The organism is Amycolatopsis rifamycinica (genome assembly GCF_000695625.1).
Lineage (GTDB): Bacteria > Actinomycetota > Actinomycetes > Mycobacteriales > Pseudonocardiaceae > Amycolatopsis > Amycolatopsis rifamycinica.
The window spans coordinates 345,882-369,399 of sequence record NZ_JMQI01000011.1; the positions used below are offsets into that span (position 1 = coordinate 345,882).

Here is a 23,518-nt window from a genome sequence, read left to right on the forward strand (position 1 = left end):
CGCTTTGCGGCGAGGGGTCAGGCGGTGACGCCGTCGGCTTCGGCCGCCTTGGCCACCGCGGCCGCGACCTCCGGGGCCACGCGCGGGTCGAGCGGCGACGGGACGATGCGGTCCGGGCCGAGGTCGTCCATCGCCACCGAAACGATCGCCTCGGCGGCCGCCAGCTTCATGTTCTCCGTGATCGCCCGCGCGCCGGAGTCCAGCGCGCCGCGGAAGACACCCGGGAACGCCAGCACGTTGTTGATCTGGTTCGGGAAGTCGCTCCGCCCGGTCGCCACGATCGACGCGTACCGCGACGCCACTTCCGGGTGAACCTCCGGGTCCGGGTTGGACAGGGCGAACACGATGCCGCCGCCCGCCATCCGGGCCAGCAGCGACTCGTCGATCGTCGCGCCCGACAGGCCGAGGAACACGTCCGCGCCTTCCAGCGCCTCCGCCAGCCCGCCGCGCAGGCCCGCCTTGTTCGTCGACGCGGCGAGCCGCTCCTTGACCGGGTTCAGGCCGTCGCGGCCCGGGTGGATGATGCCGCGCGAGTCGAGCACCGTGACGTCGCCAATGCCGGCTTCCTGGAGGATCTTCGCGCAGGCCACGCCCGCCGCGCCGGCGCCGGAGACGACGACGCGCTGGTCGGTGATGGCCCGGTCGAGCACCAGGTTCGCCCCGCGCAGCGCGGCCAGCGTGACGATCGCCGTGCCGTGCTGGTCGTCGTGCATGACCGGGCAGTCCAGGGCTTCCTTGAGCTTGTCCTCCAGCTCGAAGCACCGCGGCGCGGAGACGTCCTCCAGGTTGACGGCGCCGAACGACGGCCGCAGCCGCACCAGCGTCTCGACGATCTCGTCGACGTCGGTCGTGTCGAGCACCAGCGGGATCGAGTCGAGCCCGCCGAAGGTCTTGAAGAGCACCGACTTGCCCTCCATCACCGGCAGCGACGCGCTGGCGCCGATGTCGCCGAGGCCGAGCACCGCCGTACCGTCACTGACCACGACGACCAGCCGGTCCGCCCACGTGTAGCGCTTGGCCTTCGCCGCGTCCTCGGCGATCGCGCGGCTCACCTTCGCCACACCGGGGGTGTACGCGATCGAAAGGTCACGCGGGCTGGAAATCGGGCGGGTGGCCGCCACCGAGAGCTTGCCGCCCTCGTGCCCGGTGAAGATCTCTTCGTCGGTGACCGGCGCGACGGCGCCGGTGGGGTCGGTCATGGGGTTTCCTGTCGTCGTTTCCGTCATTCCCCCAGTGGGAATGACGGAACTCGCGGTTCGGGCTAGGGTCACTGGAATTTCTCCTGGGCATGCGGCTGGGACCACGGTCAGCAGGGGAAACCGTGGGGGATCCCGGCACGGCAGCCCAGCGCGGTAGCGCCGGCCTGTCGGCGAGGCGTCACGCCGGCCATCGGTTCCGTGGGTCTGGCGATGGCCGCGGACGCTGCGGTTCGTTCATTGTGACAGGTCCCCCGCCGCCGATGACCCCTCGGTGCGGTTCATGTCACACCGCACCCGAATTCCCCGGCAATTCCCAAGACGTCCGTCCGGTTTTGTTGGCGCCCGATAAGGTGATGTCATGCAATTCCGCCGGCTGAGCGTCCCGGACGCCTTCGAGTTCTCCCCCCGGGCGTTCCCCGACGACCGGGGCCTGTTCGTCGCCCCGTTCCAGGAGGACGCCTTCCTCGCGGCGGTCGGCCACCCGCTGCGGCTCGGCCAGTCGAACCACAGCGTGTCGCGGCGCGGCACGATCCGCGGCATCCACTTCGCCGACACCCCGCCCGGCCAGGCCAAGTACGTCTACTGCCCGCGCGGGTCGCTGCTCGACGTCGTCGTCGACATCCGCGTCGGGTCGCCGACCTTCGGCCAGTGGGACGCGGTCGTGCTCGACTCGCGCGAGTTCCGCGCCATGTACCTCGCCGAGGGGCTCGGCCACGGCTTCGTCGCCCTCGAGGACGACACGGTGATGACGTACATCTGCTCGGAGCCGTACAACCCGGGGGGCGAGCACGGCATCACCCCGCTCGACCCGGCGCTGGACCTGCCCTGGCCCGCGGACATCGACCGGATCCTCTCCGAAAAGGACCGCACCGCGCCGACCCTGGCCGAAGCCGGGGAACAGGGGCTCCTCCCGATGTACGCCGACTGCGTCGCCTTCTACGACAAGCTGCGCTCGGCCCACTGACCGCTCCACGGCTGCGAGGCCGCTTGCCCTTTTAGTATGCGTGCATATAGTCTGCTCGCATGTCACTTTACGAGTACGAGCACAGCGAGACCTCCACCGCCCCCGCCGCCGCGATCTGGCCGCTCTGGGCCGACACCGGCCGCTGGCCGGAGTGGGACGCGGGCGTCCGGTCGGTGGTCCTCGACGGACCCTTCGCCGTCGGATCCAGCGGCACGATGACGATGGACGGCATGCCGCCGATCCCGTTCACCCTCACCGAGGTCACCGAGGGCCGCGGCTTCACCGACGAGACCCGGCTGCCGGACGCGTACCTGCGGTTCGAACACGTGCTGACCGACGTCGACGGCGGCACGCGGATCACCTACCGCGTCACCGTCGACGGCCCGGAGGGCTTCGGCCCGCAGGTCACCTCGGACACTCCGGACGCGATGCGCGCGCTGGCCCGCTTGGCTGAGGCAGGCTTGCGCGTATGAGCGTCCCGGAGTCCCGCCTGCCCGGCCCCGAGCGCAGCCCCGGCTTCCTGCTGTGGCGCGTGACGCTGGCCTGGCAGCGGGCGATGCGGGCCGCGCTGGCCCCGCACGACCTCACGCACGTCCAGTTCGTGCTGCTGACGACGACGTGGTGGCTCACCCGCGCGGGCGAGGCACCGACCCAGCGGCAGCTCGCCGACCAGGCGGGCACCGACACGATGATGACCAGCCAGGTGGTGCGCAAGCTCGCCGATCGCGGCCTGCTGGCGCGCACCGACGACCCGGCCGACGCGCGCGCGAAGCGCCTGGAGGTCACCCCGGCCGGTCTCGAACTCGTCGCGAAGGCGCTGAAGGACGTCGAGGCCGCGGACGCCGAGTTCTTCGCGGCCACCGACGACGGCTTCGTCGACGCGCTGGCCCGGCTCGGCCCCTGACGAATCCCGGGGGCTCCCTTGGGGACGATCCCGGATGTCCCGGGGCCCCCGCGCGAGCAGGCTCACCGCCATGAAACTTCTCGCACTGGGGGCGGCCGCGGCCGCACTGGCTCTGCTGCCGGGCACCGCGTCCGCGGACGAACTCCCGACGTTCGACTTCACCGGCTGCCCGGCACCGCCCGCGAACGCCGACCCGGGCACCTGGCGTTGTGAAGCCTTTGTGTCCGAAGGAAAACTGACGATCGACGGCCAGGAGATCCCGCTGGGCGAAATGCGGCTGACGTTCAGCGAGGGCAAGGTGAACGGGCAGTACGCGCAGGTGTTCGGCGCGCTGCGGCACGAGCCGGTGCGCGTGCCCGGACTGGCCGGCACGACGCTCCAGCTGCGCTACGGCGGCTATTCGGACTTCCAGGGCAACGACGAGCGCCGCGGCGAGCTCGACCTCTACGCCGTGCTGCGGCACCCGTTGGCAGGCAAGGGATGCAGCATCGGCACGGCGGCCGCGCCGCTGCACTCCGTCGTCCACGACGACCCGGCATTGCCGCCGACGGTGCTGTCCAAGAACCCGCCGACGTTCCACTTCGGTGTCGTGGACCCGGAGCTGGCGCTCCCGGCGACGCGAGGCTGCGGCCCGCTCGGCCGGCTCGTGGACCGGAAGCTGGGACTGCCGTCGCCGGCGGGGCAGAACACGTTCCACCAGGAGACGTACGTGCAGTACAAGCAGCTCTAACGCTTCTTCGGCGTCACCCAGATGGTGATGGTCCCGGTGACCACGGCTTTGCCGTTCGTGTCCGAAATGGTCACCGGGACCTCGAGGTCGAAGCCGTCGGCGCCGAATTCCGGCAGCTCGGGCAACGCCGCGACCGCGCGCAGGCCCGTCTCCGCCTTCGCGACGTACTGGACGCTCATGCCCTTCGGCAGCCAGCGGTGCGTGGTGGGGACGGTCGCCTCGGCGAGCATGCCCATCGCGATCTCGGCGAGGTTGCAGGCGGCGATCGCGTGGAAGGTGCGGATGTGGTTGTAAACACCCCACCACTTCGGCGCGGTCACCTCGCAGCGCCCCGGACGCAGCTCGCGCACCGAGGGCAGCACCGTGCGGAAGTACGGCACGCGGAGGCACATCGCGGCGCTGAACAGCTGTTTCCCGCCCGGCTTCCCGGCCAGCTTGTGCCACATCGCGAACGTCGGCGTCTGGGACATGGAGGCCTCCTCGAACTAAGCTACCGTTCAGTAGCAAAGCAGACGGCCAGCCGCCGCGCAAACCGCCGGATATATTCGGGCGCGTGACCAACCGTCTCTTCCTCCTCCGGCACGGGCAGACTGAATGGTCGCTGAACGGGCGGCACACCGGCCGCACGGACATCCCGCTGACGCCGGCGGGCGAAGGCCAGGCGCGCGCGGCGGGCGGCACCCTCCGGAGCCTGGTCGGCGGCCCGTCGCTGGTGCTGTCGAGCCCGCGCGCCCGGGCCCTGCGGACGGCCGCGCTGGCCGGGCTGCGCGTCGACGAAGTCACCGAAGACCTCGCCGAGTGGGACTACGGCGACTACGAAGGCATCACCACGCCGCAGATCCGGGAGACCGTGCCGGGCTGGACGGTGTGGACCCACCCCAGCCCCGGCGGCGAAAGCGCTTCGGACGTTTCCGCCCGCGCGGATCGCGTGCTGGACCGCGCCCGGCGCGCCTGCGAAGCCGGCGACGTGATCCTGGTGGGACACGGGCACTTCAGCCGCGTGCTGGTGGCCCGCTGGCTCGGCCTGCCCGCCACCGCCGGCGTCCACTTCGGACTCGACGCGGCCGGCATCGCGGTGCTCGGCGACGAGCGCGGCGAGCCCCAGATCGAACACCTCAACCTGCTGCCCGCGGAGGACTGACGTGCCCGACGACCGCATCCGCCGCATCCGCCCCGAAGACGTCGAGGCGGCCGTCGGCCTGGCGTACGACCTGGCGGAGTACGAGCGCGCGCCCGGTGAGTGCCACCTGACGCCGGCGCAGCTCCACGAAGCGCTGTTCGGCGAGGCACCGAAGCTGTTCGGGCACGTGGCCGAGGTGGACGGCGAGATCGTCGGCTTCGCGGTCTGGTTCCTCAACTTCTCGACCTGGCGCGGGGTGCACGGCATCTACCTGGAGGACCTGTACGTCCGGTCGTCCCACCGCGGTTCGGGCCTGGGCAAGGCCCTGCTGGCGGCGCTGGCGGCCGAGTGCGTCGCGAACGGCTACGCCCGGCTGGAGTGGTCGGTACTGGACTGGAACCCGGCCACGGAGTTCTACAAGGCCTTGGGCGCGGTCCCGATGGACGAGTGGACGGTCAACCGCCTCACCGACGAGCCCCTGAAGGCCCTGGCCGCCCAGGCGTAACCCGGCTTCAGTCCTCTTCGTGGCCTTCGCGCTCGGCGCGGCGGCCGGCCAGCCCGCCGCGTTCGGCGGCCTCCGTCTCCGTCTCGCCTTCGCGCAGGCCCAGCGCCCACGCCCGGGACGGCCGCCGGAACAGCAGGACCAGCGCCACGATGCCCAGCAACGCGATCGGCACGCCCCACAGCGGCTCGCCGGACGGACCCAGCAGGTACCAGCCGAGGCCGATCACGATCAGCGCGATCACCACCCCCGGCGAACGCGCCCACGTCTGGCCGAGCACCAGCCCGGCCGACGCGGCCAGGAACGCCAGCGCCACCACGATGAACGTGCCCGACTCGACGAAGACGTTGTTGCCCGGCTGCGGGGGCGAACTCAGTCCGTTCACCAGCACGATCACCCCGAACACCAGCAGGGCGAGCGACGGCACCGCGGTGACCACGCCGGCCAGCCGGACCTCACGGGGAGCGGGCGAGAGCTTCACTGCGGCGGCCTTCCGAGGTTCTCTGCGCGAGCACAGTTTGCGGCGACACAGTGGACTCGACCAGGGCGAGTCACCGTGCGTGAGCTCTTTCGATCGTATGCCACCCGGTCGGCCGTTTTCGCGGGGCCGCCCCGGCATCAAAATCAAGATGTCGTCGATGAGCGGGCGGTCGGCCCGGGTGCACTTGTCACGACGAGCGGACACTCGCGCACGAAGGAGGACCGCCCGGCACAGGGTCGCGAAGGTACTGTTCCCGGGGTTGCGCCCGTCACCATGCGGCGCCGGAAGGTTCTCGGGCCGCCGGAAGTCACTTACTCTGCGGTAATGCGCGCAATCCTCGTGGTGAACCCCCAGGCCACCTCGACCACCGCGGGTGGCCGGGACGTACTGGCGCACGCGCTGGCCAGCCAGGTCAAGCTCGACGTGGTCGAGACGGACTACCGCGGCCACGCGATGGCGGTCGCGCGTTCGGCGGCGCGGGACGGCATCGACCTGGTCGTGGCGCACGGCGGCGACGGCACGGTCAACGAGGTCGTGAACGGCCTGCTGGCCGACGTTGCGCCGGCGGGGGCTCCACCCCTGGCCGGCGGCTCCGCCACCCGCACCCCCGCGAGAAGGGGCCCGGCCGCAGCCGGGCAGGTGCCCGCTCTCGGTGTCGTGCCCGGCGGCTCGGCGAACGTGTTCGCGCGCGCCCTCGGCATCTCCGCGGACTCCTTCGAGGCGACCCACCAGTTGCTCAACGCGCTCGAGAACGACCGCTCGCGCCGGGTCGGGCTCGGCTTGGCCGACGGGCACTGGTTCACCTTCAACGCCGGCCTGGGCTGGGACGCCGACGTCGTCGGGCGGGTCGCCAAGCGCCGCGGCAAGCAGACGACCGCCGGCCTGTACCTGCGCGCCGCCGTCCGCTCCTACTTCCGGCCGCCGCTGGGCCGGCCGGCCCTGACGATCCACGTCCCTGGCGAGGAACCCGCCGAGGCGTTGACCGCTTTCGTGTCCAACACCGATCCGTGGAGCTACCTGGGCGAGCGGGCCATCCACCTCAACCCGGGTTGCTCGTTCGAGACGGGATTGGGTTTGTTCGCGTTGAACGGTCTGGGGTTGCCCACGGTGTTCAAGCATGTACGCCAAGCTTTGGCTACGAAGAGCAACCAGCGCGGGCGACGTCTCGTGCGTCACGATGACCTGCCGATGATCCGCATCGACGCAGCTGAACCGGTAAACTTCCAGGTGGACGGCGACCTGGTCGGCCAGCGGACCCGAGTGGAATTCTCCAGCGTCCCGAACGCACTCACCGTAATCGTGTGACGACGGCACAGCTGATCGCCTGCGGATAAGTGGCGGTTGCCGTTCGTCGACGGAGAAGCTCCACTCAGCGCATCAGCCTTCCCTTTCGGCGGCTGTGTCGGAGAGAAACCGCAGGTCAGAGGGGTCGCTCGGCCGGGTGACCTGACTCACCGATCTTCCGGAAACCCTTGTCGAAAGCGGTGCTTCGTGAAAGCATTCACAAGCACCCAAGAACACGACCGCCATTGACGACTGTGGCGCGGCCCTCCCGCGCCATATGAAGGAGCTCACGAACATGGACTGGCGCCACGACGCGGCCTGCCGAGACGAGGACCCCGAGCTGTTCTTCCCGGTGGGAACCAGCGGTCCTGCTCTGTCGCAGGTTGCTCAGGCGAAGGCCGTGTGCCACCGCTGCCCCTCCGCTTCCGACTGCTTGGCCTGGGCTTTGGCCAGCGGCCAGGACGCCGGCGTGTGGGGCGGCATGAGCGAAGACGAGCGACGCGCGCTCAAGCGCCGCCGTACGCACATTGGCACGCGCACCAACGCCTGAGTTTCTCGAGATCCACCGAGCCGAGCAGGAATTTCACCCGGCGGGCATTTGTCGTGCCCACGCCGTCTGGGGTGATACCGACCCGGCTCCAGCTTAACAACCGAGGCGAAACCACCTGGCGACGGGTGCGCTGAAACCTCACGAGGGCTTCAAGTCCTCCGCACGCGTTGAACGGCCCGGCACCACGCACCTGGTGCCGGGCCTTCAGCGTGTCGCCCCTCCAATCACGCATGATGCCTCCCCAATCACGCGTGATGCCTCTCCAATCACGCGAGATCCGCCTTCAATCACGCGCCGAACCACCCGCCCGGACTTTGTCCCGTGCGGAACGAGGTCTCATGCGTGTCTGGCGGGGCATCACGCGTGTCTGGAGGGACGACGCGAGTCAGAGGCGGCGCGAGAGCGGGATGCGCAGCGCGGCTTCCGTCCCCGTCACCCGGGCCGCCGACGCCTCCGTCCGCACCTTCCGCAGCGAAAGCGAGCCCCGCAGCTCGGACTCCACCAGCGTCCGCACGATCTGCAGCCCCAGCCCGTCCGAACGCTCCAGCGAGAACCCCGACGGCAGGCCGCGCCCGTTGTCGCGGATGACGACGTCCAGCCAGCGGGCCGAACGCTCCACGATCAGCTCGACCTTCCCCGACCGGCCGGCCGGGAACGCGTGCTCGATCGCGTTCTGCACCAGCTCGGCCAGCACCATCACCAGCGGCGTCGCGATCTCCGCGACCACCACCCCGAACGAGCCCTTCCGCGACAGCCCGACCTGCGACTCCGCCGTGGCGACCTCGCCGACCATCGGCAGCACGTTGTCGAGCAGCTTGTCGAGGTCGACGCGCTCGTCCACCGAAATCGACAGCGCCTCGTGCACCAGCGCGATCGACGTCACCCGGCGCACGGACTCCGCCAGGGCGAGCCGCGCCTCCTCCGACGTCGTCCGCCGGGACTGCAGCCGCAGCAGCGCCGCCACCGTCTGCAGGTTGTTCTTCACCCGATGGTGGATTTCCCGGATCGTCGCGTCCTTCGACAGCAACGCCCGGTCCCGCCGCTTCACCTCGGTGACGTCGCGGACCAGCACCAGCGCGCCCGCCGCCTGGCCCGCCGGCCGCAGCGGCAGCGCACGGAACAGCACGACGGCGCCGCGGCGCGAATCGGCCTCCGTGCGGCTCGACGGCTTCCCGTCGAGGGCCTCGATGATCCGGTGGGACACCTCGGTCGCGTCGAACGGGTCACGGATCAGCGAGCGCGTCAACGGCGCCAGCCGCGTCCCGACCAGGTCGGACTCGTGCCCCATCCGGTGGTACGCGGACAGCCCGTTCGGGCTGGCGAACACGACCGTGCCGCTCGAATCGAGCCGGATCAGCCCGTCACCCACCCGGGGCGACGTGTGCGTGTCCGTCGCGTTGGTGCCGTTCGGCGGGAACGTGCCGTCGACGATCATCTGGCACAGGTCGCCGGCGCTGCCCAGGTACGCGATTTCCAGCGGCGAGGGCACCCGCGGCGCGGCCAGGTTCGTCTCGCGGCTCAGCACGGCGATGACCTCGTCGTGGAAGCGCACCGGGATCGCCTCGCGCCGCATCGGCAGGTCGCGGTACCAGTGCGGGTCCTCCTCGCGGCAGATCCGCACCTCACGCATGGCCTTCGCCAGCTGCGGGTGCTCCTGGACCGTGAACCGCGTGCCGACGACGTCCTCGGGGTGCGCGGTCGGCGCGGTCGTCGGCCGCGCGTGCGCGACGCAGACGAAGTCGCCGCCGTCCGGCTGCAGGTCCTCGGTCACCGGGACCCAGAGCAGGAAGTCCGCGAAGGAGAGATCGGCCAGCAGCTGCCACTCCGCGACGACGGTCTGCAGGTGGTCCGCCGCCTCCCCGGGGAGGCCGGTGTTGTCGGCGAGCAGTTCGGCGAGCGTGGACACGCACCCCATCAAACCAGAGCGGGTCGTCGTGACACACTTGACCAGGAACCTTTGACGACGAGGAGTGAACATGTCGAAGCGCGCCCGCAAGCGTCGCGACCGGAAGAAGAACGGCGCGAACCACGGCAAGAAGCCCAACGCCTGATTCCCGGCGTCGGCATGACGAAGGCCCCCACACACCAGCGTGGGGGCCTTCGTCGTGCTCAGGCGCGCTACTCGGAGCGCTGCTCGAGAGTGATCTCGGTGCGTTCCACGGTGACGCCGCCGCGGGAAGCGACGGTCTGGCGGATCGACGCGCGCAGCCGACTCTTCAGCTCGGCCGGGGCGTGGTCGCCGCCGCACTTGCGGGCCAGCAGCTGCTTGATGTGCTCGTCGATGCCGTACTCCTCGAGGCACGGCGGGCAGTCGTCGATGTGGGCGCGCAACGCGGCGTCCCGCTCGGGGCTGCACTCGCGGTCGAGCAGCAGGTAGATGTCGGCGAGCGCCTCTTCGCAGCGGACCTTGTCGGACGCGCCTTCGCACATGTCGTTCATCGCCCCGCCACCTCCTCCTTGGCGCTCCGGATGAAGCCGCGCTCACGGGCCACGTCGGCGAGCAAGTCGCGCAGCTGGGCGCGGCCGCGGTGCAGGCGGGACATCACGGTGCCGATGGGGGTGTCCATGATCTCGGCGATCTCCTTGTACGCGAAGCCCTCGACGTCGGCCAGGTAGACGGCCAGCCGGAACTCCTCGGGCAGCTTCTGCAGGGCGGCCTTGACGTCGGTGTCGGGCAGGTTGTCCATCGCCTCGACCTCGGCCGACCGCAGCCCGCTGGAGGTGTGACTCTCGGCCTTGGCGATCTGCCAGTCGGTGATCTCCTCGGTGGGCGCCTGCACCGGCTGCCGCTGGCGCTTGCGGTAGCCGTTGATGTAGGTGTTGGTCAGGATGCGGTACATCCAGGCCTTGAGGTTCGTGCCGGCCTTGAAGGACGCGAAGGCGGCGTACGCCTTCAGGTAGGTCTCCTGGACCAGGTCCTCGGCATCGGCGGGGTTGCGGGTCATCCGCATCGCGGCCGAGTACAGCTGGTCGAGCAGCGGCATCGCGTCCCGCTCGAAGCGCTCGGCGCGCTCGGCCTCGGTCGCTTCTTCCGGCGCTGAGTTCTGCGTGCTCGGCAAACCGTTCCCTTCCCGCTCGGCGTCGATGCGCGTGCGCGCATACGGCGGACCCGAGTTTACGCGGGGACTGGGCACGCCGCGGTTCGCCGGTGCCTCGGGACGGCGGCGGCTGCGTGAGCGTGTGGTGGCGAGCGTTGTTGTCACGTCCCGTACAACCGATCGGGGGGATCCGGCATTCCCTAGACTTCCGCCATGGCAGGCAAGGGCACCCCCGCGACGGCGTTGCTGGGGAAGCAGAAAGTGGCGCACACGCTGCACGCTTACGACCACGATCCGCGCGCGGAATCGTACGGGCTGGAAGCTGTGGAGGCGCTCGGCCTGGACCGGGCGCGGGTGTTCAAGACGCTGGTGGCGGAGGTGGACGGCCGGCTCGTGGTGGGCGTGGTCCCGGTCACGGGCCAGCTGGACCTGAAGGCACTGGCGGCCGCGGCGGGCGGCAAGAAGGCGAAGATGGCCGACCCGGCGGCGGCCCAGCGGGCGACGGGGTACGTCCTGGGCGGGATCTCACCACTGGGCCACCGAAGCCGGCTGCCGGTGGTGATCGACGCATCGGCTTCGACGTTCGAGACGGTGTTCTGCTCGGCCGGACGGCGAGGGCTGGAGGTGGAGCTGGCCCCGGCCGAGCTGATCCGGCTGACCGGCGCGGTGGTGGCACCGATCGCGGCTTAGGGCCGGTCGCGCAGGCCGGCATCGCCCCGTAGTGGGAGATGGCGTCGGGCCGATCCTCGGTGGCACGACCGCCCGGCGGGCTTCGCCGGGCCCCGCCCGTAACCAGACATCCCCCGCCACTCCCAGGGGGGCGTCCCCAAGTCCAGTCTACCGCCACTGACCTGCAAAAACGGCGGCCCGCCGAATCTGTGGACAGCCGCACCCGATGTGGACAACTCAAGCCGGCGGCTGGACGGCTCAAGCCGGCGGCTGGACGGCTCAGGCCAGCGGCCGCAACACCCGCGACAGCCACTCGGTCGCCGCGCGCGAGACCTTCTCCAGGTCCTTGCCCAGGTTGTGGTCGCCGTCCACCAGCACCAGCTCCTGGTGCGGTCCCGGCTTGGGGCGCCCGAAGGGGTCCCGCTCTCCCTGGATCACCAGCGTCGGGACCTCGACCGCGTCGAACTCCGGCTGGCGCGTCTTCTCCGGGCGGCCCGGCGGGTGCTCCGGGAACGCCAGGCACAGCACCGCCACCGCCTGGCCGGCCGACGCCGTCCGGCAGGCCACCCGCGCGCCCGATGACCGGCCCCCGAACACGAACGGCAGGTCGTCGAAGCGCTCCGACAGCTCGTCCGCCACCGTCAGCCACGCCGTGTCCAGCTGGTTCGCCGGGGCCGGCGCGCGGCGGCCCGCCACCCGGTAGGGCTGCTCGACCAGCGCCACGTGCACGCCCGCCGCCTGCGCCGCGCGCGTCACCGCGACCAAGTCCTTCGCCCCGAGGCCGCCGCCCGCGCCGTGGCCGAGCATGAGCACCGCCACGCCCTCCTCGGCGCAGTGCAGGTACACCCGCGCCGGGCCGTAGGCCGTCTCGATCGGGATGGCCGTCATGACTTCGGCGCGTCGAACAGGGCGGCCTCGTGCACCGGGTCGACCCGCTCCAGCAGCTCGGGACCGTTGTTGCGGACGTTGTTGACCCGGCTCGACACCGGCCGCAGCTCCAGCGACGCCACGATCTCCTCGGGCGTCGGCACCAGCAGGTCGGTGACGTCTTCGCGGTCCGGGTCCAGCCAGCCGTCCCAGTGCGAGCGCGGCACGATCAGCGGCATCCGGTCGTGGACGTCGGTGAGCTGGCCGGCGGCGTCGGTCGTGATGATCGAGAACGTGATCAGCGGCGCCGCCTTGTCGTCGTCCTTCGGCCGCCAGCTCTCCCAGATGCCGCCGAACGCGAGCGACGAGTCGTCCGGCGCCGTCATGTAGAACGGCTCCTTCTCCTTGCCCGTGCGGCGCCACTCGAACCAGCCGTCGGCCGGCACCAGGCAGCGGCGCGACACCAGCGCGCGGCGGAACGCCGGCTTCTCGGCGGCCGTTTCGGCGCGCGTGTTGATCATCCGCGAGCCGACCGACGGGTCCTTGGCCCAGAACGGCACCAAGCCCCACTTCATCATCCGCAGTGAGCGCTCGGCGGGCTCGTCCTCGAGGACCTGGCCGTCTTCGTCACGCGGGTGCCGCTGCACGACCGTGACCACGTTCTTCGTCGGCGCCACGTTGTGATCCACCCGCGCGTGGCCCTCGGTGAGGTCGATCGCGTCGAACTCCTCGATCAGTTTCGCCGGGTCCTTGGTGGCGGCGTAGCGGCCGCACATGGCCAACCTCCTCTGCCGGGACGGTCCGGGACGCCATCGTTACACGCAGGCCAGGGCCGTGGCGAGCGGCGTGGGATCATTCGGGTGGGCATCGGCACACGAGAGGACGGCGGGTTTGGCGCGCAACGACTGGAGCAGGCTGGACGAGTCCGACGTCCGCGTGCGTCCGGGCAAGGGCACCCGGCCCCGCAGCAAGCGCCGTCCCGAGCACGCCGACGCCGTCACGGCCATGGTCATCGGCAAGGACCGCGGGCGCTGGACCTGCGCGATCGACGCCGATCCCGCCCGCGTGATCACGGCCATGCGGGCCCGCGAGATGGGCCGGATCCCGGTGGTCGTCGGCGACCGCGTCGGCATCGTCGGGGACGTCTCGGGCAAGCCGGACACCCTCGCGCGGATCGTCCGCGTCGACGACCGCACCAGTTCCCTGCTGCGCACGGCCGACGACACCGACCCGTACGAGCGGCTGGTCGTCGCGAACGCCGAGCGCCTGTTGATCGTCACCGCACTGGCCGACCCGCCGCCGCGCACCGGCTTCATCGACCGCTGCCTCGTCGCCTGCTACGCGGGCGGCGTCGAACCGGTGTTGTGCCTGACGAAAGCCGACCTGGCCAGCCCGGACGAGCTCCTGGCCGGCTACGCGGGTCTCGACATCCCGGTGATCGTCAGCCGGTTCGACGAACAACCCGAAGGCCTCGACGAACTGCTGAAAGACCGCCTGACGGCACTGGTCGGCCACTCGGGTGTCGGCAAGTCGACATTGGTCAACCGCCTGGTGCCGGACGCCGAGCTGGCCACCGGCGTGGTGAGCTCGGTCGGCAAGGGGCGCCACACGTCCGTCGCCGCGGTGGCGCTGCCGCTGCCCGACGGCGGCTGGGTGATCGACACCCCTGGCGTGCGGTCGTTCGGGCTGGCCCACGTGACCGCCGACGACATCGTCGACGCCTTCGAGGAGTTCGCCGAAGCCGCCGAGGAGTGCCCGTCGGGCTGCGGGCACCTGGGCGCGCCGGAGGACCCGGACTGCGCGCTCGACGACGTCGTCACCGAAGGGAAGGCGAGCCCCGAGCGGCTCACGTCGCTGCGGCGCCTGCTGGCGTCGCGCGGCGGCCACGACATGACCCGCCCCGCTGAATCCTGAGCTGGCGGACCCAGCAGAAGGCCGTCGACGCTGAGTAGCGGCGGCTCCCCCGAACGAGATGGGGAGAGCCGCTGTGTTTTCGTGGGCACCATGCGCAAAGCCGCCGTGGTGCTGCTGTTCGCGGTGTTCGCCGCCTGTTCCGCCCCATCGCCACGCCCGGCGTTCGACGACGCCCGAGCCCTGGCGGACGCGGCCACGGCGGCCACGGCGAGCGGTGGCTCGGCGAAGTTCGGCACGGACGTCGCGGTCGGCTCGGTCCGGTCGAAGGGCCAGGGCCGGGCCCGGTTCGGCGCCGACGGCACGGCCCAGGTGATGACGACGGATTTCCTGGGCGAGCCGATGGAGCTGCGGCTGGTGGCGGGCAAGCTGTACGCGAAGGCCCCGGAAGGCTCCCGCGACGAGGCCGGCAAGCCGTGGACGCTGGTCGCGGCGGACGGCACGGATCCGTTTTCCCAGGTCCTCGGCGGCAGCTTGACCCAGCTGGCCGCGCAGAACGACCCGGCCCACACATTGCGCGAGATCCGCACGGCGGGCACGATCGTCGCGGCCGAGCGCACGAACCTGGGCGGAGTGGCGGCGGAGCACTACCGCGTCGACCTGGAGCTGACACGCTTGGGCACCGACCTCCCGGCGGGGCTGCCCGCGGACGCGGCGGGCCGGGTGGGCGGCAAGTTCCCGGTGGAGCTGTGGCTCGACGAGGGGCACCGGCCGCTGCAGATCGTGCTGGATCTTTCGCCGATCCTGCCGGGGGCTGAAGCTCGTATCACGACGCGGTACTCGGATTGGGGTGTTCCGGTGGACGTCCAGCCACCGCCGTCGGGTGAGGTGGGGTAGCTCTGGCGGGCCACCCCTTCAGCCTCCCGACGCCCCAGGCGGGCTCCTTCGTGCAGCGCTGCCGGTATCAGCCCGGTGCGGCGGCGGGTTCAAGCGACCACCCCAGCACCCGCGAAAGCCACCCGCCGAGGGCATCCGGGACATCTCGCCAGGGGCCGCCCCGTAACCAGACATCCCCCGCCGCTCCCAGGGGGGCGTCCCCAAGTCCAGTCTACCGGCCACCCCCGGCAAAACCCCTGCTCACAGCCGGTTATCCACAGTCCGCCCCCAATGTGGACAACGCCTCAGAGCAGCTCCAGCAGGAACGGCAGCTCCTGCGGTGCGTACCAAGCCAGCTCGTGATCCTCGGCGTCGCCCAACGTGAACTCCGCGTCCGGGTCGCCCAGGTCGGCCGCGTCGATCACCGCGGCCGCGGCCGCCACCGCCTCCGCCGCCTCCGGGGCGTCCACGTGGATCGCCGCCACCGCCGACAGCGGGATCGGGCCGCCGATGCGGACCACCGGTGCGTCCAGGTCCGGGCGCAACGTCACCCCGGACACGTCCGCCGACACCACCACCCGGCGCGGCTCGCCCTTCTCCTCCGCCGCGATCAAGCGCAGCGAAGCCCGGGCCGCGTCCAGCAGGGCCGCGTACTCCAGCTCCTCGTCCGACCCGCTCACGTACGCCTCGCGCAACGCCGGGGTCAGCGCGAACGCCGTTCCGCTGCGGGCGCGGAACTCCCCCGATGACTCGAGGTCGCGAAGCATCGCGATGGTCGCAGGCAGATAGACCCTCACCAGTGCGCACCCTTCAGCTCTTCCAACGACTCTTCGATCATCCCGGCGACCAGATCGACGTCGAACGCGGCCTTGCGGTCGCCGTTCAGTCCGAAGTAGACGCCTCCGTGGTAGGACGTCACGCCGATCGCCAGCGCCTGGGTGCGCATCAGCGGCATCACCGGGAACATCTCGACCAGTCTGGCCTCTCCCGCGTACATCGGCACCTGGGGGCCCGGTGAATTGGTCACCATGACGTTGAAGATGCGCCCGGACAGCGACCCCGCCGCTCGCGCGCCGAGCGAATGGAGCGTGGCCGGGGCGAAGCCGCCGACCTTGAGCAGGCCGCGGGCCGCCACCGAGCGGCCCGAATCGAGGTGCTCGGCCATCGCGTGGCCGATGTGCTGCAGCCGCAGGACCGGGTTCGGCTCACCGACCGGCAGGTCCACCAGGTACGCCGCCACCTGGTTGCCGATCAGGGCCGGCGTCGAAAACTCCGCCGTCTCGGCGTCGCGGACCGCCAGCGGCACCAGCGCGCGGATCGTCGTGTCCGGCGTCAGCGGCACCTCGCGCGAAAGCAGCCACTCGCGCAGCGCCCCCGTGATGGCCGCGAGGACGACGTCGTTGACCGTGCCGCCGTGCGCCGCGCGGATCTTGCGGAAGTCCTCCAGCCGCGTGCGGACCACCGCGAAGACGCGGCCGCCCGACACCCGGACGTTCAGCGGGCCCGGCGGCGCCGGGCTCACCAGGGTGCGCAGCGTCGACGCCACCCCGCCGACGGTCTCGGCGAACTTGCCCGCCGTCGCGAACGCGTCGTTCGCCGCCGACCGGACGTTCTCCACCACCTCGCCCGGCCGCTGGACGCCCTCGCTGATCGCGTCCAGCACCAGCTGGGTGCGGCTGGGCTCGCGGCGCGGCGTCCAGATGTCCTCGAACGGCTCCGGCTCGGCCGGCGCCGGGTCGAGGATGAGCTGGCCGAGGTCGATCGTGCCGACACCGTCCACAACGGACTGGTGGGTCTTCGTCACCAGCGCCACCCGGTCGCCGGCCAGCCCCTCGATGAAGTAGGCCTCCCAGAGCGGCCGCTCCGGCGCCAGCCGCCGCGACATCAGGCGCGCGACCAGGTCGAACAGCTGCTCGTCACTGCCCGGCTGGGGCAGCGCCGAGCGCCGGATGTGGTAGTTCAGGTCGAAGTCGACGTCGTCCACCCACACCGGCCGCGCCAGGTGGCCCGGCACCGCCAGCACGCGCTGCCGGTAGCGCGGCAGGTACGCCAGCCGCCCGCCGATGAGGTCGACCAGCTGCGCGTAGCCGAACCCGGAGCGCGGCCGCTCGAAGATCGCCACACCGCCGACGTGCATCGGGGTCGCGTGGTCCTCGACGTAGAGGAACGAGGCGTCCAGCGCGGAAAGGCGGTCGGGCATGGGGCGATCCTTACACAATGCGAGACTGCTGGGTGTGGGTGATGAGTCGACGATCTCGCCGAAGGACCGCTTCCTGACCGTGTACGGCCGGAAGCCGGTGCTCGAGGCACTGGCGGACGACGGCCTGCGCGTGGACAAGGTGATCCTCGCCGACACCGCCCGCGGCCCGGGCGCGGCCGAGATCCAGCGCGCGGCGAAGGCCGCCGGGGTGCCGGTGCAGCACGCCAGCGCCCACCGGGTCAAGGTGCTCGCCGGCAACGGCAAGCAGGACCAGGGCGTGCTCGCCGACGTCGTCGCCCCGCGGATGCGAGCGCTTTCCGCGGCGCTGGCCGACCGGCGCCCGCCGTCGCGGGTGCTGCTGCTGGACGGCATCACCACGCCCGCGAACGTCGGCATGATCCTGCGGACGGCGACCGCGGCCGGGCTGGACGGCGTGGTCGTGCCCCGGCGCGGCGTCGCGGCGCTGGACCCGCTGGTGGTCAAGGCTTCGGCCGGGGTCGCGTTCCGCGCCCCGGTGCTGCGCTGCGGCTCGGCGCGCGAGGCCGCGGAGATGCTCACCGAAGCCGGCTACGGGCTGTACGCGCTGGGCGCGTCGTCCCGCACCACGGTGTTCGACGTCGACCTGCCCCAGCGGGCGGCGTTCGTCCTCGGCGGCGAAACGGCCGGAGTCGGGCCGGAGGTCGGCGAGCTCGTCACGGAATGGCTGTCGATCCCGATGCCGGGTGACGTCGAATCGCTGAATGTCTCAGCCGCCGCCGCGGTGCTGTCGTTCGAACTGGTCCGCCGCGCGCGCTGACTCCTCACCCCGCCGGAAACAGCACCGCCAGTTCTTCCAGCGTCTCGGTGACCGACCGGTGGTGCACCCCGACCATGCCCGCCTGGACGGCGCCGCGGATGTTCGTCGTGGAGTCGTCGACGACCGCGCAGCGCGCGGCGGACAGCCCGAGCCGCTCGGCCGCGATCAGGTAGACCGCCGGGTCCGGTTTGGCCACGCCGACCTCACCGGAAAACACCAGGGCGTCGAAATAGCCTGACATCGTGTTCTTGACCTCGGGCGAAGCACCGGGAGCGTTGGACAGCAGCGCGGTCCGGACGCCGCGCTCGCGCGCGGCCGCCAGGTAGTCGTAGAACTGGCCGGCGTCGGGATCGGTGAGCACCCCGGCGAAATCGACCAATAGTCCTTTCAGCACCCGGCACACCATAGCCGGGTCGCTCGGCGTACCGCAGCGGGCGCCGGAAATTCGCGGCTTCGGCGGTTCTTGCCCGGATCGAGCGATTCCGGGGTCCTTTTCGGTCCGTTCCCGCCTCTAAGCGAATGCCGAGTCAGGGAGGGAAGGAAAATGATCGAGGAACACCGGTTGCGGACGTTGATCAACTGCGAGGCGCCCCGGCGGGCGAACCGCAGGGAAGAGCCGGGAGGACGGGAGCACGCGCGCGAGGGGCGGTGCCCGGCGCCGAGGCAGCCCGACGCGGGCGAGGTGGGCCACCTGCTGAACATGCTGCTGGAGGCCTACGACGGCCGTCGCCCGGCGGCGCAGGTGCGCGCGTTGGTGGCCCCGGAGGTGTACGCCGGCCTGAGCGGGCCACGCCGGCCGCGGCCACGGCACCGGACGCAGACGATCCACACGTGCACCCCGGCGCCGGAGGTGGTCGAGGCGTGCGCGCGCGTGGAGGCGGACGGCCGGGCGTTCGCACTGGCGGCCCGGTTCACCCGGACACCGACGGGCTGGCGGTGCGAGCGGTTCGCGCTGCTGAAACCGCAGCAGCCGGCGAAGCCGACCAAGCGGGCGGCGTGAGGCGGGGAGGTGGCGGTCGCTCGCCGCCGTGCGGATGAGCGGTGAGGTGGGGGGCGCGGTCCGACCAGCCCCGGCAGCGCAATCAAGGGCAGTCGCCGAGCAGCGCAGTCCGGGTCGGCGCTCAGCGGCGCCGGCCGCCACCCACCCGCGCGCGTCGCGGGCCGCACAGCTCCTAGCCGCTCGTTACCGGGAGGGTCGACAAGCCGCGCAGGGTTGTCGTTGGGTTCCACTCCTGCGTTCCCGACGATGCCAGCCCCGGGCGGCGGCGGGCCAGCTCGCGGAATGCCACCCTGGCCTCCAGCCTCGCCAACGGTGCGCCCAAGCAGAAATGGATGCCCTGGCCGAAGGCCAGGTGCCGCCCCGGCTCGCGGGCCGGGTCGAACGACTCCGGGGCGGGGCCCGTGGCCGAGTCGCGGTTGGCCGCTCCGATCAAGACGATCAGCTGGCTGCCCGCCGGTACCCGGAACTCGCCCAGCGTCGTGTCGCGCAGGGCCGTGCGCGCCGTCAGCTGGACCGGGGAGTCGTAGCGCAGCACCTCCTCCACCACGCGCGCCGCGTTCTCGCCGTCCGTGCCCAGCGGCTTCAGGCTGTCCGGGCCGCGCAGGAGCGCCGACACCCCGTTGCCGATCAGGTTCGTCGTCGTCTCGTGGCCGGCGATCAGCAGGAGCGTCAGCGTCACCAGCAGCTCGCCCTCGCTGAGCACGTCGCCCGCGTCGGACACCGCCACCAGGGCCGACAGCAGGTCCTCGCCCGGCTCGCGGCGCCGCCGGGCCGCCAGCTCGCGGAAGTAGGCGACGAACGACTGCCGCGCCCGCACCGCCGGTTCCTGCGTCTCCGGGCGCTGCAGGAACGGCGGGTCCAGCGCCCGCGCCATCGCGTGCGACCACTCCGCGAAGCGCTCGCGGTCGTCCAGCGGCACGCCGAGGAGCTCCGCGATCACCTCGACCGGCAACGGCTTCGCGAGCGCCGTCATCAGGTCGAACTCGGCCGGCGCGCGGTCGATGAGCGAGGCGGTGAGCTCCTCGATGCGCGGGGTCAGCTGCTCGACCATCCGCGGTGTGAACGCCTTCGACACCAGCCGGCGCAGGCGCGTGTGGTCCGGCGGGTTCAGCGACAGGAACGCCCGGACCACCCGTCCCGATTCGTCGACCGGCTGGTCCGGGAGGCGGTCCGCCGGATCCAGGTACTCGGGTTCGGGGTGCCCGAACGCCGGGTCGCGCAGCACCTGCGTTGCCTCGGCCAAGCCGCTGACCGCGAACATCCGGTCCGCGAAGGCCGCCACCGGATGACTCTCGCGCCACCGCCGGTAGTGCGGGTACGGGTCCGGCCGCCGCTCGGCGGCGAACAACGCGAAGAACTCCTGTGGATCCGCCGACGTCATCGAGACTCCCCCTGTCAAACGACTGCGGGGCGCGCGGGTCTCCCCGCGCGCCCCGGTCACACCTGTGTCAGCGACGCGGGCCCTTCTTGCCCTTCTTGGCGGCGTCGCGCTGCGCGGCGCGACGGTCCCGGCGGGTACCGCCGCCGCCACCGCCCGCGGCCTGCGCTCCGCCCTCGGTGTGGGACTCGACCTCGCCGTCCTCGCCCGGACCGGACAGCATCATGCCCGGCTGCGAGCCGCTGCCGCCGAGGCCCTTGCCGCGCAGCGCGGCCGGGACGGACTCGGGGTCGGTGGTCGGCGGCTGCGGCGGCGCCGGACGCGCGTGCCGGCCCTCCGCGGGCGCCGCTGCCTGGCCGTTGCCGGCCTGGACGCCCGTCGGCAGCGCCGCGGCTTCCTCGGCCGGCGGCGCCTCGGCGCGCTCGACCTGCAGGTTGAACAGGAAGCCGACGGCCTCCTCCTTCAGCGAGTCGAGCATCGCGCGGAACATGTCGAAGCCCTCGCGCTGGTACTCGATCAGCGGGTCGCGCTGCGCCAGCGCCCGCATGCCGATGCCCTGCTTGAGGTAGTCCATCTCGTAGAGGTGCTCGCGCCACTTGCGGTCGAGGACCGTCAGCATCACCTGGTGCTCCAGGGTCCGCATGCCCTCCGGGCCGACGAGCGCGTTGATCTCCGCTTCGCGCCGGTCGTAGGCGTTGCGGGCGTCCTGGATCAGCGCCTCGCGCAGGGTGCTCTCGTCGAGGTCGCCGTCCTCCATGAGGTCGTCCCACTCGATGCTCACCGGGTACAGCGTCTTCAGCGCCGTCCACAGCTTCTCGTGGTCCCAGTCCTCGGCGTAGCCGTTGGCCGTCGCACCGTCCACATAGGCGTTGACGACGTCGACGAGCATGCCCTCGATCTGGTCGCGCAGGTTCTCCCCGGCCAGCACGCGGTGGCGCTCGGCGTAGATCACCTTGCGCTGCTCGTTCATGACCTCGTCGTACTTGAGGACGTCCTTGCGCTGCTCCATGTTGATCTGCTCGACCTGGGTCTGCGCGCTCTTGATGGCCTTGGAGACCATCTTGTGCTCGATCGGCACGTCGTCGGGCAGGCGCATGGTCGTCATGACCCGCTCGACCATGGTCGCGTTGAAGCGGCGCATGAGCTCGTCACCGAGCGACAGGTAGAAGCGGGACTCGCCCGGGTCGCCCTGACGGCCGGACCGGCCGCGCAGCTGGTTGTCGATGCGGCGCGACTCGTGCCGCTCGGTGCCCAGCACGTACAGCCCGCCTGCCTCGCGGACCTCTTCGGCCTCGGCCTTCGACTCCGCCTTGACCTGCTCCAGGACCTCGGGCCACGCGGCCTCGTACTCCTCGGAGTGCTCGACCGGGTCCAGGCCGCGCTCGCGCAGCACTTGGTCGGCGATGAGGTCGGGGTTGCCGCCCAGCACGATGTCGGTACCGCGGCCGGCCATGTTCGTGGCGACCGTGACGGCGCCCTTCTGGCCGGCGCGCGCGACGATCAGCGCCTCGCGGTCGTGGTGCTTCGCGTTCAGCACCTCGTGTGGGACGCTCAGCTTCACCAGCAGCTTCGACAGGTGCTCGGACTTCTCGACGCTCGTCGTGCCGACCAGCACCGGCTGGCCCTTCTCGTGCCGCTCGGCGATGTCCTCGGCGACGGCCTCGAACTTGGCCTGCTCGGTCTTGTAGATCAGGTCCGGCTGGTCCTGGCGGACCATCGGCCGGTTCGTCGGGATCGGCACCACACCCAGCTTGTAGGTTTGGTGGAACTCCGCGGCTTCGGTCTCGGCCGTACCGGTCATGCCGGCGAGCTTGTCGTAGAGCCGGAAGTAGTTCTGCAGGGTGATCGTGGCCAGCGTCTGGTTCTCGGCCTTGATCTCGACCTTTTCCTTGGCCTCGATCGCCTGGTGCATGCCCTCGTTGTAGCGGCGGCCGTGCAGGATGCGCCCGGTGAACTCGTCGACGATCATGACTTCGCCGTTGCGGACGATGTAGTCCTTGTCGCGGTGGAAGAGTTCCTTCACCTTGAGCGCGTTGTTCAGGTACCCGACCAGCGGGGTGTTCGCGGCCTCGTACAGGTTGTCGATGCCGAGCTGGTCCTCGACGAACCGGACGCCCTTCTCGGTGACGGCCACCGTGCGCTTCCGGACGTCGACCTCGTAGTGGTACTTCGAGTTGATCAGGTTCGTCTTCTCGACGCGCTCGCGCGACCCCATCGTGGTGGTGTCGATGCCCTGCATCAGCGGGGCGAGCCGGGCGAACTCGACGTACCAGCGCGAGGACTGGTCGGCCGGGCCGGAGATGATCAGCGGCGTCCGGGCCTCGTCGATGAGGATCGAGTCCACCTCGTCGACGATGGCGAAGTTGTGCCCGCGCTGCACGCAGTCGTCGAGGCTCCACGCCATGTTGTCGCGCAGGTAGTCGAAGCCGAACTCGTTGTTCGTGCCGTAGGTGATGTCGGCGTTGTACTGGGCGCGCCGGACGTCCGGCTGCTGCTCCGACAGGATGACGCCGACCTCGAGCCCGAGGAAGCGGTGGATGCGGCCCATCCACTCCGAGTCGCGCTTGGCCAGGTAGTCGTTCGTCGTGACGACGTGGACGCCCTTGCCGGGGATCGCGTTGAGGTAGGCGGGCAGGACGCAGGTGAGCGTCTTGCCCTCGCCGGTCTTCATCTCCGCCACCTGGCCGAGGTGCAGCGCCGCGCCGCCCATCAGCTGGACGTCGAAGTGGCGCTGGCCGAGCACCCGCTTGGCCGCTTCCCGGACGACCGCGAAGGCCTCCGGCAGCAGGTCGTCGAGAGATTCGCCGTCGCCGTTCCGTTTGCGGAACTCGTCTGTCTTGGCCCGCAGCTCGGCGTCGGTCAGGTCCTTGACGTCGTCTTCGAGGGTGTTGATGTGATCGGCGATGTTGCGCAGCCGCTTCACCATCTTGCCCTCACCCGCGCGGAGCAGGCGGTTCAGCACCATCCGGTCGACCTCACTAGCTGAATATGAGCACGCCCAGGCCGGTCCCGGGCAGGTTCTCCCGCGGTGGCGGCCGTGTTCGGCGCCACCTTCCCACCCCCATCGTAGGGAACGGGGGCCGCCGTGTGCACACGCCGTACGTCCGGA

Annotated in this window: 27 protein-coding genes; 14 read left to right on the plus strand and 13 right to left on the minus strand. The window is 71.2% G+C overall.

Annotation, left to right across the window (positions count from 1 at the left end):
- Positions 1 to 17 precede the first annotated feature (17 nt).
- Positions 18 to 1,199 carry an NAD(P)-dependent malic enzyme gene (locus DV20_RS06400; protein ID WP_043777162.1) on the minus strand — a complete coding sequence of 394 codons (1,182 nt, stop codon included), beginning with the start codon at positions 1,197 to 1,199 and terminating at the stop codon, positions 18 to 20.
- Positions 1,200 to 1,557: 358 nt separating this feature from the next.
- On the opposite strand from DV20_RS06400, the gene rfbC reads away from it, so the two are divergent.
- From rfbC to DV20_RS06420, 4 genes are all read left to right on the plus strand, one after another.
- Positions 1,558 to 2,163: a dTDP-4-dehydrorhamnose 3,5-epimerase gene (gene rfbC / locus DV20_RS06405; RefSeq protein WP_043777165.1), complete on the plus strand. Its 606-nt coding sequence runs from the start codon at positions 1,558 to 1,560 to the stop codon at positions 2,161 to 2,163.
- A gap of 59 nt (positions 2,164 to 2,222) precedes the next feature.
- Positions 2,223 to 2,636 (plus strand): SRPBCC family protein, encoded by a 414-nt coding sequence (locus DV20_RS06410; RefSeq protein WP_043777168.1) that lies wholly within the window; start codon positions 2,223 to 2,225, stop codon positions 2,634 to 2,636.
- A complete protein-coding gene (locus DV20_RS06415; protein WP_043777171.1) occupies positions 2,633 to 3,067 on the plus strand; it encodes a MarR family winged helix-turn-helix transcriptional regulator in 435 nt (144 codons plus the stop codon). The genes DV20_RS06410 and DV20_RS06415 overlap by 4 nt, the downstream gene beginning before the upstream one ends.
- Before the next feature lie 70 nt (positions 3,068 to 3,137).
- A complete protein-coding gene (locus tag DV20_RS06420) occupies positions 3,138 to 3,797 on the plus strand; it encodes a hypothetical protein (protein ID WP_043777256.1) in 660 nt (219 codons plus the stop codon).
- Here DV20_RS06420 and DV20_RS06425 read toward each other — a convergent pair.
- Positions 3,794 to 4,267, minus strand: a complete 474-nt coding sequence (locus DV20_RS06425) for a hotdog fold domain-containing protein (protein WP_043777173.1) — start codon at positions 4,265 to 4,267, stop codon at positions 3,794 to 3,796. The genes DV20_RS06420 and DV20_RS06425 overlap by 4 nt on opposite strands.
- Positions 4,268 to 4,350: 83 nt before the next feature.
- On the opposite strand from DV20_RS06425, the gene DV20_RS06430 reads away from it, so the two are divergent.
- Together DV20_RS06430 and DV20_RS06435 are read left to right on the plus strand one after the other, a co-directional pair.
- Complete coding sequence (locus tag DV20_RS06430; RefSeq protein WP_043777174.1) at positions 4,351 to 4,938, plus strand: acid phosphatase; 588 nt, start codon at positions 4,351 to 4,353, stop codon at positions 4,936 to 4,938.
- Between the two features lies 1 nt (position 4,939).
- Entirely contained in the window at positions 4,940 to 5,422 is a 483-nt protein-coding gene (locus DV20_RS06435) for a GNAT family N-acetyltransferase (protein ID WP_043777175.1), read from the plus strand.
- 7 nt (positions 5,423 to 5,429) lie between these two features.
- Here the strand turns inward: DV20_RS06435 and DV20_RS06440 are convergent, their stop codons facing one another.
- Positions 5,430 to 5,900: a hypothetical protein gene (locus tag DV20_RS06440; RefSeq protein ID WP_043777176.1), complete on the minus strand. Its 471-nt coding sequence runs from the start codon at positions 5,898 to 5,900 to the stop codon at positions 5,430 to 5,432.
- 324 nt (positions 5,901 to 6,224) lie between these two features.
- Between DV20_RS06440 and DV20_RS06445 the strand changes: the two genes are divergently transcribed.
- The gene (locus DV20_RS06445; RefSeq protein ID WP_043777178.1) at positions 6,225 to 7,205 is read left to right on the plus strand and encodes a diacylglycerol/lipid kinase family protein; all 981 of its coding nucleotides are present in this window, start codon (positions 6,225 to 6,227) and stop codon (positions 7,203 to 7,205) included.
- 274 nt (positions 7,206 to 7,479) lie between these two features.
- Positions 7,480 to 7,734, plus strand: coding sequence for a WhiB family transcriptional regulator (locus DV20_RS06450; RefSeq protein WP_043777259.1), 255 nt, complete (start codon positions 7,480 to 7,482; stop codon positions 7,732 to 7,734).
- 385 nt (positions 7,735 to 8,119) lie between these two features.
- Here DV20_RS06450 and DV20_RS06455 read toward each other — a convergent pair whose 3' ends face one another.
- Positions 8,120 to 9,640 (minus strand): sensor histidine kinase, encoded by a 1,521-nt coding sequence (locus DV20_RS06455; RefSeq protein WP_043777261.1) that lies wholly within the window; start codon positions 9,638 to 9,640, stop codon positions 8,120 to 8,122.
- Between the two features lie 70 nt (positions 9,641 to 9,710).
- Between DV20_RS06455 and DV20_RS47275 the strand changes: the two genes are divergently transcribed.
- Positions 9,711 to 9,785: a 50S ribosomal protein bL37 gene (locus DV20_RS47275; protein ID WP_098515123.1), complete on the plus strand. Its 75-nt coding sequence runs from the start codon at positions 9,711 to 9,713 to the stop codon at positions 9,783 to 9,785.
- A 67-nt stretch (positions 9,786 to 9,852) separates the two neighbouring features.
- On the opposite strand, the gene rsrA is transcribed toward DV20_RS47275, so the two are convergent.
- Positions 9,853 to 10,173, minus strand: coding sequence for a mycothiol system anti-sigma-R factor (gene rsrA / locus DV20_RS06465; RefSeq protein ID WP_043777179.1), 321 nt, complete (start codon positions 10,171 to 10,173; stop codon positions 9,853 to 9,855).
- Positions 10,170 to 10,793, minus strand: coding sequence for a sigma-70 family RNA polymerase sigma factor (locus DV20_RS06470; protein WP_043777180.1), 624 nt, complete (start codon positions 10,791 to 10,793; stop codon positions 10,170 to 10,172). Before DV20_RS06470 ends, rsrA begins: the two co-directional genes overlap by 4 nt.
- 192 nt (positions 10,794 to 10,985) lie before the next feature.
- Between DV20_RS06470 and ybaK the strand changes: the two genes are divergently transcribed.
- Positions 10,986 to 11,462 (plus strand): Cys-tRNA(Pro) deacylase, encoded by a 477-nt coding sequence (gene ybaK / locus DV20_RS06475; RefSeq protein ID WP_043777182.1) that lies wholly within the window; start codon positions 10,986 to 10,988, stop codon positions 11,460 to 11,462.
- 258 nt (positions 11,463 to 11,720) lie between these two features.
- Here the strand turns inward: ybaK and DV20_RS06480 are convergent, their stop codons facing one another.
- Together DV20_RS06480 and DV20_RS06485 are read right to left on the minus strand one after the other, a co-directional pair.
- On the minus strand, positions 11,721 to 12,329 hold the full coding sequence (locus tag DV20_RS06480; protein ID WP_043777183.1) for an alpha/beta hydrolase family protein: 609 nt from the start codon (positions 12,327 to 12,329) through the stop codon (positions 11,721 to 11,723).
- Entirely contained in the window at positions 12,326 to 13,084 is a 759-nt protein-coding gene (locus tag DV20_RS06485) for an SOS response-associated peptidase (protein WP_043777185.1), read from the minus strand. Before DV20_RS06485 ends, DV20_RS06480 begins: the two co-directional genes overlap by 4 nt.
- A gap of 115 nt (positions 13,085 to 13,199) precedes the next feature.
- On the opposite strand from DV20_RS06485, the gene rsgA reads away from it, so the two are divergent.
- Together rsgA and DV20_RS06495 are read left to right on the plus strand one after the other, a co-directional pair.
- A complete protein-coding gene (rsgA, locus tag DV20_RS06490) occupies positions 13,200 to 14,222 on the plus strand; it encodes a ribosome small subunit-dependent GTPase A (RefSeq protein WP_043777188.1) in 1,023 nt (340 codons plus the stop codon).
- 90 nt (positions 14,223 to 14,312) lie between these two features.
- The gene (locus tag DV20_RS06495; RefSeq protein ID WP_043777263.1) at positions 14,313 to 15,056 is read left to right on the plus strand and encodes a lipoprotein; all 744 of its coding nucleotides are present in this window, start codon (positions 14,313 to 14,315) and stop codon (positions 15,054 to 15,056) included.
- Positions 15,057 to 15,340: 284 nt separating this feature from the next.
- Here the strand turns inward: DV20_RS06495 and DV20_RS06500 are convergent, their stop codons facing one another.
- Positions 15,341 to 15,832 (minus strand): DUF6912 family protein, encoded by a 492-nt coding sequence (locus tag DV20_RS06500; protein ID WP_084093341.1) that lies wholly within the window; start codon positions 15,830 to 15,832, stop codon positions 15,341 to 15,343.
- The gene (locus tag DV20_RS06505) at positions 15,829 to 17,235 is read right to left on the minus strand and encodes a WS/DGAT/MGAT family O-acyltransferase (RefSeq protein WP_043777192.1); all 1,407 of its coding nucleotides are present in this window, start codon (positions 17,233 to 17,235) and stop codon (positions 15,829 to 15,831) included. Before DV20_RS06505 ends, DV20_RS06500 begins: the two co-directional genes overlap by 4 nt.
- A gap of 34 nt (positions 17,236 to 17,269) precedes the next feature.
- On the opposite strand from DV20_RS06505, the gene DV20_RS06510 reads away from it, so the two are divergent.
- Positions 17,270 to 18,031, plus strand: a complete 762-nt coding sequence (locus tag DV20_RS06510) for a TrmH family RNA methyltransferase (protein WP_043777194.1) — start codon at positions 17,270 to 17,272, stop codon at positions 18,029 to 18,031.
- 4 nt (positions 18,032 to 18,035) lie between these two features.
- Here DV20_RS06510 and DV20_RS06515 read toward each other — a convergent pair whose 3' ends face one another.
- Positions 18,036 to 18,410 carry an HAD-IA family hydrolase gene (locus tag DV20_RS06515; RefSeq protein WP_043777196.1) on the minus strand — a complete coding sequence of 125 codons (375 nt, stop codon included), beginning with the start codon at positions 18,408 to 18,410 and terminating at the stop codon, positions 18,036 to 18,038.
- Positions 18,411 to 18,575: 165 nt separating this feature from the next.
- On the opposite strand from DV20_RS06515, the gene DV20_RS06520 reads away from it, so the two are divergent.
- Complete coding sequence (locus DV20_RS06520; protein WP_043777199.1) at positions 18,576 to 19,031, plus strand: Rv3235 family protein; 456 nt, start codon at positions 18,576 to 18,578, stop codon at positions 19,029 to 19,031.
- A 172-nt stretch (positions 19,032 to 19,203) separates the two neighbouring features.
- On the opposite strand, the gene DV20_RS06525 is transcribed toward DV20_RS06520, so the two are convergent.
- Complete coding sequence (locus tag DV20_RS06525) at positions 19,204 to 20,412, minus strand: cytochrome P450 (protein WP_043777200.1); 1,209 nt, start codon at positions 20,410 to 20,412, stop codon at positions 19,204 to 19,206.
- Positions 20,413 to 20,479: 67 nt separating this feature from the next.
- A complete protein-coding gene (gene secA, locus DV20_RS06530) occupies positions 20,480 to 23,374 on the minus strand; it encodes a preprotein translocase subunit SecA (protein ID WP_043777202.1) in 2,895 nt (964 codons plus the stop codon).
- Between the last annotated feature and the right edge of the window lie 144 nt (positions 23,375 to 23,518).